This is a genomic window from Acinetobacter sp. ANC_7513 (assembly GCF_056779915.1).
Map to the genome: position 1 here is coordinate 1 of NZ_JBWYIW010000013.1, position 19219 is coordinate 19219.

The window sequence follows — 19219 nt, forward strand, 5'->3', positions numbered from 1 at the left end:
CCCAATCGCAATGGACCCAGGTCTACGTTTTGCGATCCGTGAAGGTGGTCGTACAGTTGGTGCTGGTGTTGTTGCTAAAGTAACTGCATAAGTATTGATTGTGTGAAAGAAACGCCCCTTTGGGGCGTTTTTTTTATGGAATCTATAAAATTGTTAGACAATAAGAGTTGTAAGCTGTCCTTAACTGATAATGATGTGACCTATAAGGCATTTATCATAAAAATAATAAATCACTAAGATGAAGTAATGAAAAGAATCATAAAACTAGATTTGGATAGATCCCGAATAGGAGTCCAGCAATGAATGCTAAAGTAAATATTACAAATCGTGCCGGTGCATCATTTCCAGTACGTCGTATGCAATTTGATTTTGATCACGTACCAGAATATTGGATGAATGGTTCAGCAGGATTAACTCATTTCATGACAGCGTTATCTGCATTATTTCCTGCAGGTGAAAAATTCTTTATCGATTCAGTCCGTGCAGTTCGCCAACATCCAGCCATTAAAGATAATGAAGATCTCCAAAAAGAGATTTCAGCATTTATTGGTCAGGAAGCAATGCATACACATGAGCATGCTGGCTTTAATGCATCAGCACAAAAATTTGGTCATGATGTTGCTGCACTTGAAAAAGCCACAGATACGGTCATTCAAACTTTTCGTAAGTCAGCTAGCACCGTTATGAAACCATTTGGTATTTCACAAGAAATGATCGATCTGATGGGAACGACTGCGCTAGAACATTTTACAGCAACCATTGCCTCAGAATTATTGCGTAACGAACATATTCAAGCATTAATGACTGATGAAACAATGGCGACGATGTGGGCTTGGCATGCCATTGAAGAAAATGAGCATAAGGCTGTCGCATATGATGTATTTGAAGGTGTGTTCGGTAAAGGAATCAAATCTTATCTTGCTCGAACATCTTCTTTAGTGGCAGCAATGGTTGTGCTATTCATGGTGCAGACTTATTTTGTAGCGCGTTTATTGAAAGACGATAAACAGTTAAATATTGCATCTTTGATAGATATTTATACCTATGGATATAGTCCATCTAAAGGCATTATTTCTGGTATGGGTAAGGAAATGTTGGCTTATTTTAAACCAGGCTTCCATCCGAATGATTTGGATACCGTGGGTTTATTGGCAACATGGAAAGCAAAACTCGGTTTTTAAGTATTTACTTTTGTGCATTCGGGCAGCGTAAGCTGCCTTTTTTTATTTCATTTATTTTCGAACTTTCTATAATGTACTAACTTAAAAAATGCAATGTAATGATTATGATTCGACCGATGCTGACATCAGATGTTGAGGTGGTATATGAAATTGAAAGTTTGGGGCAGACGCATCCTTGGACAAAAAAACAATTTTCAGAAGCGGTTGATTCATATCAATCCACAGTGATTGAATACCAGAATCGTGTTGTTGGTTTCTGTATTTTACAGCCTGTATTGGATGAAGCAAATTTGCTGTTGATGGCAGTTCATCCGAAAATGCGTGGAAAAGGGTTGGGATATCAATTGCTTGAAGCTTCAATGGCTCAACTCAATAATGATCCCGTACAAATCTTTTTAGAGGTCCGAGAAAGTAATAAGGCTGCGATTGCACTATATGAGAAATCCGGATTTCATCAAATTGATATGCGTAAAAACTATTATCCAACATTAGATGGTGGAAAAGAGCATGCCATCATTATGGTAAAGGCATGCAGTGATAATTTTGCAGATTTATTCAAGTGACAAAATTCAATACCCTACTTTACAATAAAGTTATTCCATTCAGAGGGAAGTGTCGTCATCAGCATATGACCTAATTGATCGATTTCTTCGTTGCTGAGCATTTTATTAACACGTCGCCATTGACCATCCAGTAATAATTCAAAAGGCGCATATTGGGACTTATAGTTCATTTTGAATGAATGGGGTACCCAATATCCTAAATATACAAACTCTTGATTGTGCTGCTTTACATATTCAATTTGCTTAAGGACTGCAAAAACACCTAAAGAACGTTTGGATTCATCTGGATCAAAAAATGTATAGACGGCGGATATTCCATCATCTAATACATCGCAGGTTGAGACACAAATGAGTCGATCATCTTTCCAAAGTTCTATAAAGAAACTATTGCTACAACTGTGAATCAAAAACTTCTCGAATTGATCATAGCTAGGGGGGAACATATCTCCATCTGAATGACGCTCATTGATGTAACGTTCATAGAGTTGATAGTGTAAATCAGTAGCATCTTGAGTTTGGGTTATTCTAACTTCTAAGTCTTGATTACGTTTCCAAGCTTTCTTTTGTTGACTGTTCATTTTAAAAGCATCAACAGGTACACGACATGAAAGGCATTGTCGACACAAATGACATTCAGGTCGATAGACAAAATCTCCGCTTCTTCGAAATCCTACACGAGACAATTCTGATAAAGTTACAACGTCGATTTTATGAGCAGGATCTAAAAAGACCATCCGTGCTGATTTCTCGGGAAGATAACTGCAGTCATGCGGTGGTGTAATGTAATACTGCAATTCATTTAATAGGGACTGGGGTTGATAAGAATTCATATTGTCCCTCCTATTTCTCAATCCATGAGTCGTTGATCAAATGCTATTGTTTTACTTGAAAATACACCGTCTTTATACTTTTGCCAATCAATCTGAGGCTGTTTTATCACATCTTGTAACGAATTAAGGTAGTCTTGGCGAGAAATTGTGCAAGCACCTAAGCTCATGAGATGATCATTCACCAATTGACAGTCAACCCAGGGTGCCTGGTTTTCAAGGCTGATCAACATGAGGGTATAAAAAGCCATTTTTGAAACATCAGTCTCTCGACTAAACATGGATTCACCAAAAATACCCTGACCTATAGAGACACCATACAGCCCGCCGACAATCGAATTTTCTCTGCGTACTTCGACACTATATGCATAGCCTGACTCAAATAATGAACAGTAACCCTGAATGATATCTTCATTAATCCATGTTTCATTGGCATAACTTCGTGGTAATGAGCAAGAACGTATCACATGTTCAAAATCACGGTTAATGGTAATCGTATAATCATGTTTTTTCATGTTACGAATGAGTGATTTACTTGGATGGTATGACGAAGGGTAGATAATGCAGCGAGGTTCTGGACTCCACCAGCAGATCGGCTCACCTTCGGAAAACCAAGGAAATAAACCATGTGTATAAGCTTCAAATAATGTAGAAGGGGAGAGGTCAGCACCTATACAGATTAGTCCTTGCCCTTCGGGATCGGATTCAATTGGATTAGGGAAAATAAATTCAGAAGGAGGGAGCATAGGGATTAAGTTCTAAAAATAATAATGAAAAACCGAAGATAAAAATGTTTAAAATGATTATGCCAAGTTGAAAGAATAAAAAAACCACCCGAAGGTGGTTTTTTGGGTTTTTAAATAAATATTAGTTGTCTAAATATTTCTCAGCGTCTAAAGCAGCCATACAACCTGAACCTGCTGATGTAATTGCTTGGCGGTAGATATTGTCTGCAACATCACCTGCAGCAAATACGCCTTCAACAGAAGTCGCAGTTGCATTACCACGTGTACCACTTTGAACTTGGATATAACCATCACGTAGTTCAAGCTGACCTTCAAACATTGCAGTATTAGGTTTGTGGCCTATTGCGACGAACAATCCAGTCACTTCAACGTTTTGAGTTGTAGTATCAGTTGTAGATTTCAAACGAACACTAGTAACGCCATCTTGAGGGTTACCAAGTACTTCTTCAACTTCATGGTTCCAGATGATGCTGATTTTCCCTTCTTTCTCTTTTGCAAAAAGATGATCTTGAAGGATTTTTTCAGAACGTAATTTATCGCGACGATGTACAAGTGTTACATGTGAAGCAATGTTTGATAAATAAAGCGCTTCTTCAACCGCAGTGTTACCACCACCGACAACCATGACTTTTTGATTTTTATAGAAGAAACCATCACAAGTTGCACATGCACTCACACCTTGACCCATATAAGCAGCTTCGGATTCTAATCCTAAGTATTGAGCCGTAGCGCCTGTTGCAATGATCAAAGCATCACACGTGTATTCTTCCATATCACCTTTTAAAACGAATGGACGTACATTTAAGTCAACTTCGTTAATGTGATCGTAAACCAATTCAGTACCAAAACGTTCTGCGTGAGCTTGCATACGCTCCATTAAAGCAGGACCTGTTAAGCCTTCAGGATCACCTGGCCAGTTATCAACTTCTGTAGTTGTGGTGAGCTGACCACCCAATTGCATACCTGCGATTAAAGTTGGTTTTAAATTTGCTCGTGCAGCATATACAGCTGCGCTATAACCCGCAGGACCAGAACCTAAAATAATCAATCTTGAGTGACGAGCGCTCATGTATAAGCATCCTTTTAATTTGATATATCGACTTGCTGAAAATTATACGTGAAACTTCACCACAGTTGTGTGGAATGAATGTGGATTATATTGATCAACTAAATCGAATTGAGCTATATAGTTAAAAGTGTTAACAAGGAAACCTTAGAAAGCTGCACCTTTTTTTAATGAACAGGTGCATAATAGTAAGTTTTCTATAATGAAGAAATTGTTCCATTTCAACATTAGAACATTAATGAATAATCGTTTACAGGACAGTATATGACTGCGGTGTCGAGTGTATATGCACAGCGCTTAGTTTTAACATTCTTCTTAATATCATTTGGTATTTATCTGTTTTTAGCAACAGTGACTTATACGCCATTTGATCCGGGTTGGATGCATATTTCGAGTGATACTCAACAAGTTTCAAATGCAAGTGGTGTCGCAGGTGCTTGGATTGCAGATCTCTTATTTGGATTTCTGGGCTGGGCAAGTTTACTGATCCCAATTTATTTATTCATTGAAGCGATTCAAGTGTGGTGGCCAAGAAGTTTTTTGAGTCGTCCATTTCGTTTTGCTGCTCAATTTTTCATTCTACTTACCGTCGCGAGTTTGTTTTATTTACTTTGGTCAGTGCCTGCAGATACGCTTGCTAACGCTTCAGGTGGAATCATTGGTTACGAATTGGGTGAGAGTTTAAAACAGCTTTTGACGATTTATGGCGCCGTTTTTTTTCTGATCGTACTCAGCATCGTTCTAATCACACTGGCTTTTGGTATTCAGTGGAACAAGACATGGTCTACTTTGAAGGCGACACCCGCTTATTTGCAAGATTTATTCTATAAAAATGTACCTGAGACTGAATCAGCTTATGATTTGACGACTCAGCCAAAAGCGAAAAAAGAAATTGAACCTCCTGTAAAAGATTCAGCTCCAGTCCCTCATCAAGCTGAGCTCAATGATGTCAGTCATTTAGAAGAAAAAGATCAATTACAAGCGCGTCATGAACGTACTGCTGAAAAACTATTTGAAGATATGCGTTTCCAAGAGTCTCAACAAAATCATCGTTTTGATGAAGATGATGAGGCTGAGCTCGAGCGTACCATCGCGAAAGCGCATGAGTTAGAGCGTGAGAGTCAACGTATTGTTCCAACGGGTGAAGTTTGGAAAGCCTTGCATAGCGATGAAGATCATAAAAGAGAAATTGATGAGCTTTTGCGCGCAGCAGAGGAGGATCAGCTTGATCAACGTACTTCAGAAATTAATGAATTAAGTAAAAACGTTCGAGTAGAGCAGCGCTCAACTGTTCAAGATACTGCTTTGGACTGGAATGATGATCAAATCTTTGATGAATTGCTTGAAGTTGTTCCACAAGGACAGCACGCCAAAGATATTCATACTCCTTTTCATCATCAAACAAATCCTTCAGGTCAATCTGCTGATGATCAAAATACAGCATCCCTAATCCAAAATACCTCAGCTATTGGTGCAAGTGCTGTATACGCAAGTCAATCGAGCGCAGCGGCGGAAGCGATCACTAAAGCAGATCTGTTAGCTTCTGAGCTTGATGGTCTTGCATCACTTGTGGATGAAGCAGAAGCTTTGTCTAATCCAGAGGTCAAGCGTCCAAATTTGGTGACGCCAAATATTAAATTTATGACTTCACCTAAGTCAGATACAGTCGCAGAATATGAATCAGAGCAAGACACTATTGCCCCATCACCACAAAACATTGTTGAGCAAGAGGGATCATCAATTCCTGTTACTAAAGTGAGTGATGAGGAAAAACAACGTATATCTTCAGATAAAGATGCTTTTAGAGAAGCTTGGCAAGAAACGGTAGGTAAGCCTGAAGTTGAAGAGGATGAGTTTGATTTCGATGCGCCATTAACAGATGCTGCTGGTCGTCCAATGTCTCGTGCAATGCAAGTTGCGGAGCGCCGTAAAGATTTATCACCACTTCCTGGTTTGGATTTACTTGATGAAGTAGACCCAAACAAAAAAGTAAACTTCACTGCAGAACAATTATCAAGATTATCAGAACTGTTAGAAATTAAATTACAAGAGTTTAATGTCAAAGCGAAAGTGATTGAAGCTCAACCGGGTCCTGTCGTGACCAGATTTGAACTGGATCTTGCGCCTGGTGTGAAAGCCTCGAAAGTAACTAATATTTCTCGTGACTTAGCACGATCAATGTCGATGGCATCAGTACGTGTTGTTGAGGTGATCCCTGGAAAACCTTACATTGGCATTGAAGTTCCGAATAGTACACGTGAGATGGTGCGCCTGATTGAATTGGTACAAATTCCAAAATTTAAGGATCCAGATGGAATCTTATCCATGGCCATGGGTAAAGATATTTCTGGCAACCCAGTCATTACTGAGTTGGGCAAGGCACCACATATGTTGGTTGCGGGTACCACAGGTTCAGGTAAATCTGTTGCTGTAAACTCGATGATTCTATCGATGCTTTTAAAATATACGCCAGATCAATTGCGCCTTATTTTGATTGATCCTAAACAACTTGAATTGGCGAACTATAACGATATTCCGCATTTACTCACGCCTGTTGTGACTGACATGAAAGATGCAGTCAGTGCTTTAAATTGGTGTGTGAATGAGATGGAGCGTCGTTATAAGCTGATGTCGTTCTTAAAAATACGTAAATTGAGTGACTATAACCGTAAAGTTGAAGAAGCAATTGCCAATGGTGAAGATCTATTTGATCCAACTTGGAAAGCCAGTGAGTCAGTTGCTGGAGAACGTGCACCTAGACTTACACCATTGCCTTCGATTGTGATTGTTGCAGATGAATTCGCAGATATGATCATGCAGGTGGGTAAGAAAGCGGAAGAAATGATCACTCGTTTAGCTCAAAAATCACGTGCTGCTGGCATTCATTTATTACTTGCGACACAGCGTCCATCCGTCGATGTAATCACGGGCTTAATTAAGGCGAATATACCGACGCGTGTTGCGCTACGTGTAAACTCTAAAATTGACTCGCGTACGATTTTGGATGCGGGTGGTGCAGAAGATTTGCTTGGACATGGTGATATGCTGTTCTTAGGACCAGGTAAAATTGAGCCTGAGCGTGTGCATGGTGCATTTATTGCCGATGATGAGGTGAATCGTATTTGTGATGCATGGCGTGAGCGTGGTGCACCAAACTATGTGGATGAAATTCTCACCCCATTTGATGAAGAGCCAGCATCACGTGGCTTTGAAGATGGGGATGGTGCTTCAGACCGTGACGCACTTTATGATCAATGTGTTGCTTTTGTTTTAGAAACCCGCAAAGCATCCACTTCATCTTTACAGCGTAAGTTTAGTCTGGGTTATAATCGTGCCGCACGTATTATTGACCAAATGGAAGAAAACGGTATCGTGAGTGCAATGGGCGCAAATGGTAAACGTGAAATTTTAGTTTAACGAAGACTGACTCAGAAAAAGCAACCATAGGTTGCTTTTTTTTATTTAACTCAAAAAAGTGTTGTTTTTGGGGGTAGTCCATTGGCTGGCAAATGTGATCAGTTCACTCACAGAGTGAACATTCAAGCTTTGATAAACTGACTTGACACAATCTTTAAATACCGCAGGGCTAATGGATAATTTTTGTAAAATTTCACTTTTATTCATGCCTGTAATTAACGAAAAAGCCACTTGGCATTCTCGGGGGGATAGATCAAGTGCTTCTAGTTTTTTTAAAATAATGAGGGAGCGTGGTAATGAGCGCTTTAAGTATAAGGCGATATTTGTATCGGTTGTATTTTGACTACTTAACCATTCAGCACGAAGGGTTAATATTCCATTAGGAATGGTCAAACTAAGCTTGGGGATTTGTTGCCCATATTTAAGCTCATTGATGACTTGATAGCATGATTTTGGCAACGCTTTATATGGTTCCCAAAATTCATAATGTATCGGGAAGAGATTCAGTAAATCCTTTGCAGCATCAGTCATCATGACTAAATCATTTTGAGAATTCACGATTAACAACGCTTGATCTGATTCAATTACATCGTCGCCATCCTCCATTTGATTGTTAAGCGCATATTCGATATAGACACCAGCTTGTTCTAATAAACGATGATCTTGTAATTGGAAGGGGTGTGACATACGCCTATAGAGGGTAATACCTCCTGCAGGAATATGATTGCGTTCTAATCTTAAATCTAGTGTATGGTGAAGACCGCTTTGGCGCACAATCATCTGGTAGGTTAAGCTATGAAAATACGGATCATCTGGGCGTAAAAGATTTCCGACTTTGGGTAACATAGGGCAGTTGAGCCAGCGGATATGGCTTTCGGTTTTTAAGTTTAAGAATAATTCAGTATTTTCTTGCACATACCTCATCGACCGAGGGTTAAGATTTTTGTAATACAGTATATAAGGTTCACCATTTGGATAGGTCAGTGCCATACCGTAGGCATCATGTGGAATCAAAAAATTCAAATAGTCAAAAATACTGGGCGCAATGGTAAGGAGCGGAAGTTGAGTACAGCAAAGATTTCTCAGGCGATGGAGGGTGCCGAGCCTTGTTCGATCACTTTTACGAAAACTTATTGAATTCATCTTCGATTGAACTGTTTTGATTATAACAAATTCAAATTATAGATTTTTTTAAAAAAATTGAGATAAAAAAGTAAATATTAATCATTTTTTCACAAAAATATTTTTTTCATCCCCCCTTAAAGGGGGGCTTCTAGATTATCAGCTTTATGGTTTGATTTTCCTCATTATAAAAGGTCTTTCATGCAAACTATGGAAAACCTGCAAGTGACATGACCATGTCAAAAACTAAGGGGAATTACATGAACCATATATACCGAGTTATCCGTAATCGTAATGGAAAATTAGTCGTAACAGGGGAACTTGGACGTACACGTTTTACACAATCTTTAAAAAATATTGGAATGACGACAGGTTATCTGATTTTAATTGGCGCATTAACCGCAATGACGAGTCAGGTGCAAGCTGATGAATGTGAGGGTTCAACAGGCACAGCGACGAATTCAGACACTACATCTTTCATCTGTGGTGAAAATAACTCAGTGGTTGCACCGAACAGTGTGGTTATGGGACAAAGCAATAACGTCAATATTGGGATGAATCATACTGTTTTTGGTTTGAATAATACGGTGACACCAAACGCTGTAACGACAACGCAAAATAATGTGGTCATTGGAAATCAAAACACAACGCATCATACAAGTAATATTGCCATTGGTAATAATCAAGTGGTTAAGGGGGAAGGGAGTATTGCGATCGGTAGTTCAAATACTGCTGAAGGGGGTATCTCTATAGGTATTTCAAATTTAAACTCGTCTGTAAAATCTGTTGTTGTTGGTATGAATAATATTCACGACGTCAACACTAATGGCTCGATGATTTTTGGTGGATTTAATGAGGTTGGTGCGACGAGTTCTCATATATTTGCCTCCAACAGTAATGTGCAAGGTCACACTAATGTGGCTGTCGGTGGTTCTATTATTATTCGACCAGGACCAAATTATACATCCGTAAGAGAATCAGTCGCGATTGGTGAGCTGAGTCAGGTTTATGCGAGCAACTCTGTTGCTTTAGGTAGTGCATCGGTTGCAGATCGAGAGAATGTTATTTCAGTCGGTAGTGATCAATTAAAACGCCGAATCATGAACTTAGCATGGGGATTAGATACTCATGATGCTATTAATGTTGATCAATTGACAGCCAGTTTACAAAGAATTCTGGGTACTGGGGTGACTATGTTTCAGGGGAGTGTGATGCCCCTTTCATTTGAAATGCAAGGCTCTACATACCAAAACGTAAATCAAACAATTAGAGGGATTGATATTGAATTTACAGCGTTAAAAGACCGAGTGTCTGCACTCGAAAATAATGGTGTTGGTGGTGAAACAGGTACAGGTACCACTGGACCAGCTGGACCAAGTGCGTACGAGGTTGCTGTGAGTAATGGATTTGAGGGCTCTGAAACAGATTGGCTTACATCATTAAAAGGTGAAAAAGGCGATAAGGGAGATAAAGGTGATCAAGGTCCACAAGGGTTGAAAGGTGACAAAGGGGATCAAGGTATACCAGGTGCAAGCGGTGGACCTGGTGGCGGTGTAGGACCACAAGGTGATAGTGCTTACCAAGTGGCGGTGAATAATGGATTTGTAGGAACAGAGCAAGATTGGCTGACGTCACTCAAAGGAGATAAAGGTGACCAAGGTCCTCAAGGATTGAAAGGTGATAAGGGAGATCAAGGTGATCAAGGACTTCAAGGCTTAAAAGGTGACAAAGGTGACAAAGGTGACAAAGGTGACAAAGGTGATCAAGGTTTTAGTGCTTTTGAGATTGCTGTACAAAATGGCTTTAATGGCACCGAACAACAGTGGCTAACGTCTTTGGCTAGTGGTGGAACTGTCGCAATATCTGTTGGAACAAATCCTAGTGAAAATGCAATATTACCAAATGCAACAGGTGAAGATGCTCTTGCAATCGGAAGTTCATCAGTAGCATCGGGTCGTGAGAGTATTGTAATTGGGGCTGAATCACAAGTCGCTGGTGAACATGCAACAGCTTTAGGAAATCACAATACGGTTACGGGTGAAAATACGCATTCAGTTGGTAATTTCAACAATATTTCAGGAAATAGTACTGTAGCTCTTGGGAATAATATAACGTCTGACGCAAATAATGCTGTTCTTTTAGGAAATGCTTCGTCTACCGATCGGGACAATACGGTTTCAGTGGGTTCCTCTACGCAACAGCGCCAAATTGTTAATGTGGCAGCAGGTACAGCGGATACCGACGCAGTCAATGTAAAACAAATGCGTCAAGCAGATCAGCAAGTTTTGAGCGATGCACAGGAATATACGAATATACGAACCAATGAAATATTGAATCAGGCCAATGAGTATACTAGTCGACGTGTAAATGCTTTAGAACAGAGTTTTGCCGATGAACGACGTGACACTCGAGCAGCTATTGCAGCGTCTTTGGCTGTCGCTTCATTACCCCAGCCAACTTATGCTGGTGCAAGTATGTTCAGTGCAGCTGCTGGTACATGGGATGGTGAGCAAGGTATTGCCATTGGATTTAGTGGGGTTTCTGAAACGAATCGCTTTGTCTATAAAGCATCTGGAACCGCAAGTTCACAAGGTGATGTTGGGGGTGCTATTGCATTGGGTTGGCAATGGAAATAATCTAAGTTTCACCCAAACGTAAAAGTAACCTTAATACGAAACTATTTTTTAACAGGTATAAGATAGATTTAAATCAAAAAAGCCTGCTCAAGCAGGCTTTTTTATCTGTTTTTAGGCAAATTTTGCTAAAACAGCAAGGAATTCTGCACTTTGGCGTGGGAATTCTGCGATCACATCATGAATACGTTTGCCTTCAGGATTTTGAGCGTTAAGATCACGACCATCTGCTATAAATTTAGTGAGTAAACGCTCATAGTCATTAGCACGCATATGTTTAAAAGCATGATAGAGAACATGAAAATCAGCGTTTACACCTTCAGGAGGTAACTGATTTAAATAGGCAAAAACACGCTCGTCTGACCATTCTTCATTGAACGTGGCTGGCTGTGATAATGCCATCACAATCTCCTTGGTATTTTTAATCAATAAAAAAGGGCAAAATATGAGACTAGATGAGCAAAGCACTGCTTTGTCTAGTCGCAAGACTTGAAGCTCTGCTTCAAGTGGGCGGAATATAGCTAATAGCCTATTTCTGCCACTCTCATATTTTGCCCTGATTCAATTTGCTTGACTAATCAAAAATCAGATTAACGTTCTTCAGGCAAATTGATATTCATTTCTAGCATTTCGATATTTGCTTCTGAGCGAACCGACATTTGTATATGCTGTTCATCTACACCACGCACATAACGATTCACAACTTGCATGATTTCTTTTTTCATTAAATCAATTTTATCTTGGCTTAAACGCTTACCTAGACCATTTTCAGATGCCACGATAACTTTTAAGCGATCTTTAGCTGTTTGTGCACTTGATGGTTTGTCATCACTACTAAAAAGTTTACTCCAGAATCCTGCCATCTTTATGCTCCAAATAAACGTGCTAACCAGCCTTTCGGCTTCACAGAGATGTGACGATATGGACGTTCTTCACCAAGGAAGCGTGCAACAAGATCGTCATAAGCTTGTCCAGCTGCTTCTTCAGTATAAAGAATAACAGGCTTACCTTCATTCGAAGCTTGTAACACGCTTTTACATTCAGGAATTACACCGAGCGTTGGCACGCGAAGGATATCTTTAGAAATATCATCGACTGTTAACATTTCTTGCTTATCAGCACGTTCAGGGTTGAAGCGTGTGATACAAAGATGCTTACGAATACGACCTTCGTTATTTTCTACTTTCTTCGTTTTACTGTCCAACATACCAATAATACGATCGGAATCTCGGACAGATGAAATTTCAGGGTTCGTTACAATGATTGCTTCATCAGCATGGTACATTGCTAAAATCGCACCACGTTCAATACCTGCAGGAGAGTCACAAATGATGTAGTCGAACTCTTGAGAAAGTTCGTCCATAACACGTGCAACACCTTCATCGGTCAACGCATCTTTATCACGGGTTTGTGATGCAGGTAAAATATATAGATTTTCGATTTCTTTATCGCGAATAAGTGCTTGTTGTAATCTCGCTTCGTTATTTAATACATTCACAAAATCATAAACAACACGACGCTCACAACCCATGATAAGGTCGAGGTTACGTAAACCTACGTCAAAATCGATTACAACAGTTTTGTGGCCACGAAGGGCTAAACCTGTTGCAAAAGATGCACTGGTAGTTGTTTTACCTACGCCACCTTTACCTGATGTTACGACAACAATTTTCGCCACCGAATCCACTCCTGTTATGTTTATCCCCAATACTATAGGGGTTCTCATGTTTAGTTATACATTAAAATTCGAGTGCTTCAAAGACAAGCTCTTGAGCATCATTTAAATAGATATGTACTGACTTTTTTAGCATATGTGGTGGAATATCATCTGCAACACAATATGTTCCTGCGATAGATACTAATTCAGCTTCTAAAACATGACAGAAAATTCGTGCTGCTGTATTGCCACCGGCGCCGGCGATGACTCTACCACGAGCAGAGCCATAAATATGTATATTTCCTGAAGCGATGATTTCAGAGCCACTATTAATTCCAGCAGTTAAAATAATATCGCCGTGATCTTGTACCAGACATTGTCCTGTTCTAAGCACTTCATCGTGATACGAAGTTTTATGTGTGGTTGCAGGAGCTATGTGTGTTGGAGCCTTCTCAGCTTCAGGGGTATTTGCTGGGGCTTCTACCACTTGTTCTTTTGTTGCTTTGATGCGCTGCAAAGGACGATCAGCCGCAAGAACTGGGAATTGGATCGCACGTGCTTCATCACCCATTAAACCATCAACGACAGCCATTGGCTGTAACCCTAAACTGATGACCAATTGAATGAGTCCAATGAGTTCTTGTTCAACGGTTGTGTCTAGAATGACAAGCGCACCTTCATAAGAGGTTTCACTCATCATGGCACTTAATTGTTGGCGGATAACATTATGATCATTGGTGTCAAAGGTAATTCGGGTAAAATTCACCATTCTACCGGTAATCCGAATATCTGCCATATTCATTCCTTGCTTGCTTCGCGCTTTATAATCGAAGTAAAAATTGTTAATTGTGCAAATGCTAGTTCAATTCTCAAGAATTCTCTAGCGGATATATTAAATTAATAGAGAAATGATCATTCCTTGACTTGATTGTTTTTTGATAACTCTATTTGCCATTGTTTTACTGCCACCTGTTTTCTTAAAGACTCAAGACTTTCATAAACGACAGATTCAACGAGTTGTTCTAATGCATGATTATCAATATTGAGCTGGCTAATTTTTTCAGCAATGAGTTGATAATGCGCATTCGGTTTATCAATGGTTCCAGAAATAAAAGGTTCAACTAAACCGTCGGTAATATTTTCACCTAATCGTTGACCAATGTTGTGGATTTGCTGTTCTATACGACCACCCACTAATGGAATCAGCTTTAAGAGCTGTGTTAGCTCTGGTGTGTCTTCAATTGCTTTAATGACAATGTGACCAACGCCTTGCGAGATATTATCTTTTTGAAGTTTTAATTCGGTTGCTAAAGATTCTTGTAAGACTTGCGCTAATGTCGTGGCAAACATGTCTCGATGGTGATTCACCAGATCATGAATGATTTTTTTATGGGTTGAGCTAGTGTCTAACTCTTTTTTTACACTATCAATGACAGTAATCACCACACGATCAGAGAGCTCTTCCATGATCACGTTATAGTAAAAATTAAGACGTCTGAACCATTTATTAGGTATGACTTTATAGCCTAGCTCATGCAGTCTATAGGCAATCACTCCGACGCGAATTAAACGTAAAAAGCGAAGGTAAGGGATAATAGCTAATATTTCATACCAATGAATGAAGGGAAAGAAAAACCAACGCTGATGATGTTTATTGACGATTGCAATCAGCCATCTTACAGCGAGTTCAACAATTAAAAATGTGATAAACCAACTTTCAGTAATGATGACCCATGGGTGAAGCTCGGATTTATAAAACTCCAGAATTTGAGGTAATTGAACCGTGTCAAATACCCATGAGCCAAAATTACTCATTAAAAATGCATTGGCACATAGACAAAACAAATTGACTAAAATAATGAGCATCATAAAGATGTCATAAATCAGGAACATCTTCCAAAATAACGTATCGTGACGCTGTGGACGGAAAGTTTTTCGAGAATTAGTCATGCGTTCTGTCATATGCAATACATTCTGAGGACAGCTTAATTTACAGATTCAGTTTGAAGCTGTTGTTTTAACTGTGTAATTAACTGATCTTTTTCTGTCCAAAGCTCATCAACCCATTTTTGGAAACGAGCGCGATAGTCGGCATCATCCTCATAATTGCCGCCATGCACCCAAGCAGGAATTTCAATTTTTCTTAAATTCACGGCGATTTGAGAAACTTCTCCTAACCAAAAATTTCCATAACCTGGCACACCATCTGGATAGACAATGGTCATATCGACTAGCGCATCAATTTCACTTCCTAGAATATTTAGGGCAAGTGCTAAACCACCTGCTTTGGGCCTAAGTAAATTTTTATACGGAGATTTTTGTTGGGCGTGTTTTTCAGGGGTATAGCGTGTACCTTCTAAATAATTTAATAATGTAAAAGGTTGGCTGAGCAGTTGTTCACACGATTTACGCGCTTCTTCCATATCACGATATTTCAGCGCAGGATTTTTTTCGATTTGCGCTTTGGTATGACGTTTCATCATAGGAAAACCAAGGATCTTGAATGCTTGCCCAACAAAAGGAATAAAAATGAGTTCCCATTTCGTAAAAAAACGTGTGAGCGGCATACGTTTAAGACCAAAATATTGAGTAACAGTTGTATCCACCCAGCTTTGGTGATTACAGGTCATGATGTAACGACCTTGTAGATTGAGATCTAGATCTTCATCAATCGTGATGTGCCATTTAAGCTCAGGGAGAACTTTTTCAATGAGCCAGTTATTCGTACCAATCCAACCATTGGCGATATTGATATTGGTTTCATCGATTTTTGATGATTTTTTTACGAGTTTAGTCAAACCTAATGCAAGAATAGGTGGGCCACGAAAAAATGTACTTCCTGTGATCACAGAACCTACGGTTAAACCCTTAGAAATTTTTTTTAAAATAGGTTGTTTCTGCTTCTCTGCTGCCATTGCACAGTCCTAAAAAGTGATTGCATGTGATTGAAATTTTTAAAACACTATAAATCGAGTCGCTCAAATCACAAAGCCCGTTTTCTTAACTATGTATAAAATATGATGAAGCATTAACGAAAGATGCTACAAAAGATTACATATTGTTAATAAACTGTTTATTATTAACAAAATAGTAATGGTTAAATTGTTTCTAACAAATCATTATTCATCACATACAAAAACATATAAAAGGAGTCATCCCATGCGTGCATTAGCTATTTCAGCTGCAGTGGTTGGGGCAATGGTACTTTCTGGTTGTCAAACAACTGGTAACAATATTGGTGGCGTCGAGTATGACAAAACTGCATTGGGTGCTTTAATTGGTGCAGCAGCTGGTTACGGTGTTTCTAAAGGTAATGCGAACACTAGCCGTCAAAATAACCGTGCAGCAGCGATTGGTGCTGTATTAGGTGGTGCTGCAGGCGTATATCTCGACAATAAAGAGAAAAAATTACGCCAAGCAACTGCTGGTACAGGTATTGATGTAAACCGTAATCCAGATGGCTCTATTAACTTAGTAATGCCAGGTGCTATCACGTTTGATACAAATAAATCAAATATCAAGCCAAACTTCTATGACACTTTAAACCGTGTTGCACAAGTTTTAACTGAAGACAACAAGAGCGGTATCCTTGTAACTGGTTATACTGATAGTTCAGGTAATGATGCGATTAACATCCCATTGTCACAAGCACGTGCTCAATCTGTCGCTAGCTATTTAGCATCTAAGGGTGTTTCTACAGCACGTATTAATGCTCAAGGTTTAGGTTCTTCAAACCCAATTGCTGATAACACAACTGCAGCAGGTAAAGAACAAAACCGTCGTGTAGAGATTGCTGTTTACGCAGTTCAATAATACATGATCTGAAAAAAGCCACCTTCGGGTGGTTTTTTTATGTCTGAAATTTATTCAAATATACCTTCATTAAATTTAACGTTAGTCATATTCGAAGCAGATGACTATAATCGAGCGCTGAAGGAAAAGAGGAAAGAATATGTCATCAGCCAGTCATTTGAACGACAAGCAACTTGAAGCCATGAAATACACTCAAGGACCCTTGTTAGTACTTGCTGGGGCAGGCTCAGGTAAGACCTCTGTAATCACACAGAAAATTGCATATTTAGTCAAAAAATGCGGTATACCAGCACATCGTATTACTGCGATGACTTTTACCAACAAAGCTGCACGAGAGATGAAAGAGCGTGTCGGTAAATTGCTTGGTAAAGAGGATGGAAAGGGTTTATCTGTTTCTACCTTTCACACCTTTGGTTTGAATTTATTAAGACTAGAATTAAAACATACGCCACTTAAAGCAAACTTTTCCATTTTAGATGCTGATGACTGTAAGCGTATTTTAATGGATTTAATGCACCGAGATAATTTGTCTGGTGCAGAAAGTAAAGAGCTGATCGCAAAAGCGATGAAGATGATCTCAGATTGGAAAAACGATCTAATTTTGCCTGAGCAAGCACATACGACTTGTGAAACGGCTGAAGATGTTCAATTTGCGCATCTCTATCAACTTTATGAGCGTAATTTACGTGCCTATAATGCGGTCGATTTTGACGATTTAATCGTAATGCCGACACGCCTTCTTCAAGAAAATGCTGAAGTCCGTGATAAATGGCAAAACCGTGTACGTTATTTATTGGTTGATGAATATCAAGATACCAATACCGCCCAATATATCTTGGTCAAACTGCTTGTTGGTGTCATGGGACAATTTACGGCTGTAGGGGATGATGACCAATCAATTTATGCTTGGCGGGGGGCAAAGCCAGAAAATATGGCCTTATTGAAGGAAGATTTCCCCAATTTAAAAGTCATTAAGCTTGAGCAAAACTATCGTTCAACCAGTCGTATTTTAAAAGCTGCAAACCATGTGATTGAGAATAACCCACATATTTTTGATAAAAAATTGTGGAGTGATAAAGGACATGGTGAGGTGATCCGTATTATTACTTGTCGTAATGATGATGATGAAGCGGAACGTGTTGTTAAAGATTTGCTGACTCATAAATTGATGAATGGCAAAAATTGGAAAGATTACGCCGTGTTATACCGTGGAAACTTCCAAGCACGTGTTTTAGAAACACAACTTCGTCAGATGCAGATTCCTTACAAACTTTCTGGTGGTCAGTCGTTCTTTGGTCGTGCTGAAATCAAGGATATTATGAGCTATCTACGTCTCATTATTAATCCTGAAGATGACAGTGCTTTCTTACGGATTATCAACACACCTAAACGCGCCATAGGACCTGTGACTTTAGAAAAACTAGGTTTATTTGCGCAAGAGAATAATCTTTCTCTACTAGGTGCCGCGAATGATCAGCGCCTAAGTATGGTATTACCGAAGAAGGCGACATCTCAATTGGCTGAGTTTGCTGATTTTATCGAAGGTTTTACGCGTGAACTGTTAGATGATGATGAACCTGTGCCTAAAGTCCGCCAAATGATGGTTGAGGCAGGATATATCGACTACATCAAAGAAACGGCAGCGACGCCAGCACAAGAAAAAACTAAAATTGACAATATTGAAGTGCTTTATAGCAGTATTCAAAGTTTGATCAATCGTGCTGAAGATGTCGATGAAAAAAATATCGAAAGTGTCATTCGTAAGATGGTGTTGCTGGATATGTTGGAGCAACAGCAAGAAGATGAAGATATCGATAAAGTAAACTTACTGACTTTGCATGCTTCTAAAGGCCTGGAATTCCCATTCGTTTATATTATGGGGCTTGAGGAAGAGTTGCTTCCGCACAAGAATTCAATTGTGGCTGATACCATCGAAGAAGAACGTCGACTGATGTACGTTGGTATTACCCGTGCCAAACAAGGTCTGACTTTGACGCTTGCAGAACAGCGTAAAAATGGCGGTCAGATGAAACAAATGACACCAAGTCGCTTCTTGGATGAATTGCCACAAGATGAAGTCGATTGGCTAGGTCGAAAAAAGAAATTGGCTGAAAATATCGATCCAAAATTACAGGCACAGCATTATCTGCAAAATCTGAAAGCTTTACTCAAACGTTAATTACATTTTAAAACA

At 39.3% G+C, this 19219-nt stretch carries 17 protein-coding genes; 7 read left to right on the forward strand and 10 right to left on the reverse strand.

Going from position 1 to position 19219, the window contains the following annotated elements; all coding sequences use genetic code 11:
• From AC1M9B_RS12740 to rimI, 3 genes are all read left to right on the forward strand, one after another.
• Positions 1-91 (forward strand): EF-Tu C-terminal domain-related protein (locus AC1M9B_RS12740; RefSeq protein ID WP_019509660.1); only part of this gene is annotated, 91 nt, incomplete at its 5' end.
• Between the two features lie 208 nt (positions 92-299).
• The gene (locus tag AC1M9B_RS12745) at positions 300-1181 is read left to right on the forward strand and encodes a metal-dependent hydrolase (RefSeq protein ID WP_481609224.1); all 882 of its coding nucleotides are present in this window, start codon (positions 300-302) and stop codon (positions 1179-1181) included.
• Positions 1182-1285: 104 nt separating this feature from the next.
• Positions 1286-1744 carry a ribosomal protein S18-alanine N-acetyltransferase gene (gene rimI / locus AC1M9B_RS12750; RefSeq protein ID WP_481591951.1) on the forward strand — a complete coding sequence of 153 codons (459 nt, stop codon included), beginning with the start codon at positions 1286-1288 and terminating at the stop codon, positions 1742-1744.
• A gap of 14 nt (positions 1745-1758) precedes the next feature.
• On the opposite strand, the gene AC1M9B_RS12755 is transcribed toward rimI, so the two are convergent.
• The 3 genes from AC1M9B_RS12755 to trxB form a co-directional block, all read right to left on the reverse strand.
• Positions 1759-2574, reverse strand: a complete 816-nt coding sequence (locus tag AC1M9B_RS12755; protein ID WP_481591894.1) for an arginyltransferase — start codon at positions 2572-2574, stop codon at positions 1759-1761.
• Between the two features lie 17 nt (positions 2575-2591).
• Complete coding sequence (gene aat, locus AC1M9B_RS12760) at positions 2592-3323, reverse strand: leucyl/phenylalanyl-tRNA--protein transferase (RefSeq protein WP_481587889.1); 732 nt, start codon at positions 3321-3323, stop codon at positions 2592-2594.
• Positions 3324-3438: 115 nt separating this feature from the next.
• Positions 3439-4386: a thioredoxin-disulfide reductase gene (trxB, locus tag AC1M9B_RS12765; protein WP_035267378.1), complete on the reverse strand. Its 948-nt coding sequence runs from the start codon at positions 4384-4386 to the stop codon at positions 3439-3441.
• Between the two features lie 261 nt (positions 4387-4647).
• Between trxB and AC1M9B_RS12770 the strand changes: the two genes are divergently transcribed.
• Positions 4648-7800: a DNA translocase FtsK 4TM domain-containing protein gene (locus AC1M9B_RS12770; RefSeq protein WP_481609225.1), complete on the forward strand. Its 3153-nt coding sequence runs from the start codon at positions 4648-4650 to the stop codon at positions 7798-7800.
• A gap of 45 nt (positions 7801-7845) precedes the next feature.
• On the opposite strand, the gene AC1M9B_RS12775 is transcribed toward AC1M9B_RS12770, so the two are convergent.
• Complete coding sequence (locus AC1M9B_RS12775) at positions 7846-8823, reverse strand: helix-turn-helix transcriptional regulator (RefSeq protein WP_481609226.1); 978 nt, start codon at positions 8821-8823, stop codon at positions 7846-7848.
• 359 nt (positions 8824-9182) lie between these two features.
• On the opposite strand from AC1M9B_RS12775, the gene AC1M9B_RS12780 reads away from it, so the two are divergent.
• Complete coding sequence (locus tag AC1M9B_RS12780; RefSeq protein ID WP_481609227.1) at positions 9183-11558, forward strand: YadA-like family protein; 2376 nt, start codon at positions 9183-9185, stop codon at positions 11556-11558.
• Positions 11559-11669: 111 nt separating this feature from the next.
• Here AC1M9B_RS12780 and AC1M9B_RS12785 read toward each other — a convergent pair whose 3' ends face one another.
• From AC1M9B_RS12785 to AC1M9B_RS12810, 6 genes are all read right to left on the reverse strand, one after another.
• The gene (locus AC1M9B_RS12785) at positions 11670-11957 is read right to left on the reverse strand and encodes a PA4642 family protein (protein ID WP_035267385.1); all 288 of its coding nucleotides are present in this window, start codon (positions 11955-11957) and stop codon (positions 11670-11672) included.
• A gap of 188 nt (positions 11958-12145) precedes the next feature.
• Positions 12146-12418: a cell division topological specificity factor MinE gene (gene minE / locus AC1M9B_RS12790; protein ID WP_035267388.1), complete on the reverse strand. Its 273-nt coding sequence runs from the start codon at positions 12416-12418 to the stop codon at positions 12146-12148.
• A gap of 2 nt (positions 12419-12420) precedes the next feature.
• Positions 12421-13233, reverse strand: a complete 813-nt coding sequence (gene minD, locus AC1M9B_RS12795; protein ID WP_035267390.1) for a septum site-determining protein MinD — start codon at positions 13231-13233, stop codon at positions 12421-12423.
• A 61-nt stretch (positions 13234-13294) separates the two neighbouring features.
• Positions 13295-14008 (reverse strand): septum site-determining protein MinC, encoded by a 714-nt coding sequence (minC, locus tag AC1M9B_RS12800; RefSeq protein WP_180000266.1) that lies wholly within the window; start codon positions 14006-14008, stop codon positions 13295-13297.
• Positions 14009-14124: 116 nt separating this feature from the next.
• Entirely contained in the window at positions 14125-15162 is a 1038-nt protein-coding gene (locus AC1M9B_RS12805) for a preprotein translocase subunit SecA (RefSeq protein WP_416202018.1), read from the reverse strand.
• Between the two features lie 35 nt (positions 15163-15197).
• Positions 15198-16127, reverse strand: coding sequence for an acyltransferase (locus AC1M9B_RS12810; protein ID WP_481609228.1), 930 nt, complete (start codon positions 16125-16127; stop codon positions 15198-15200).
• A gap of 244 nt (positions 16128-16371) precedes the next feature.
• Here AC1M9B_RS12810 and AC1M9B_RS12815 point away from each other — a divergent pair, with 244 nt between their 5' ends.
• Positions 16372-17025 (forward strand): YiaD family glycine zipper/OmpA-like lipoprotein, encoded by a 654-nt coding sequence (locus AC1M9B_RS12815; protein ID WP_092768184.1) that lies wholly within the window; start codon positions 16372-16374, stop codon positions 17023-17025.
• Between the two features lie 139 nt (positions 17026-17164).
• On the forward strand, positions 17165-19204 hold the full coding sequence (locus AC1M9B_RS12820) for a UvrD-helicase domain-containing protein (RefSeq protein WP_035267404.1): 2040 nt from the start codon (positions 17165-17167) through the stop codon (positions 19202-19204).
• Positions 19205-19219 lie beyond the last annotated feature (15 nt).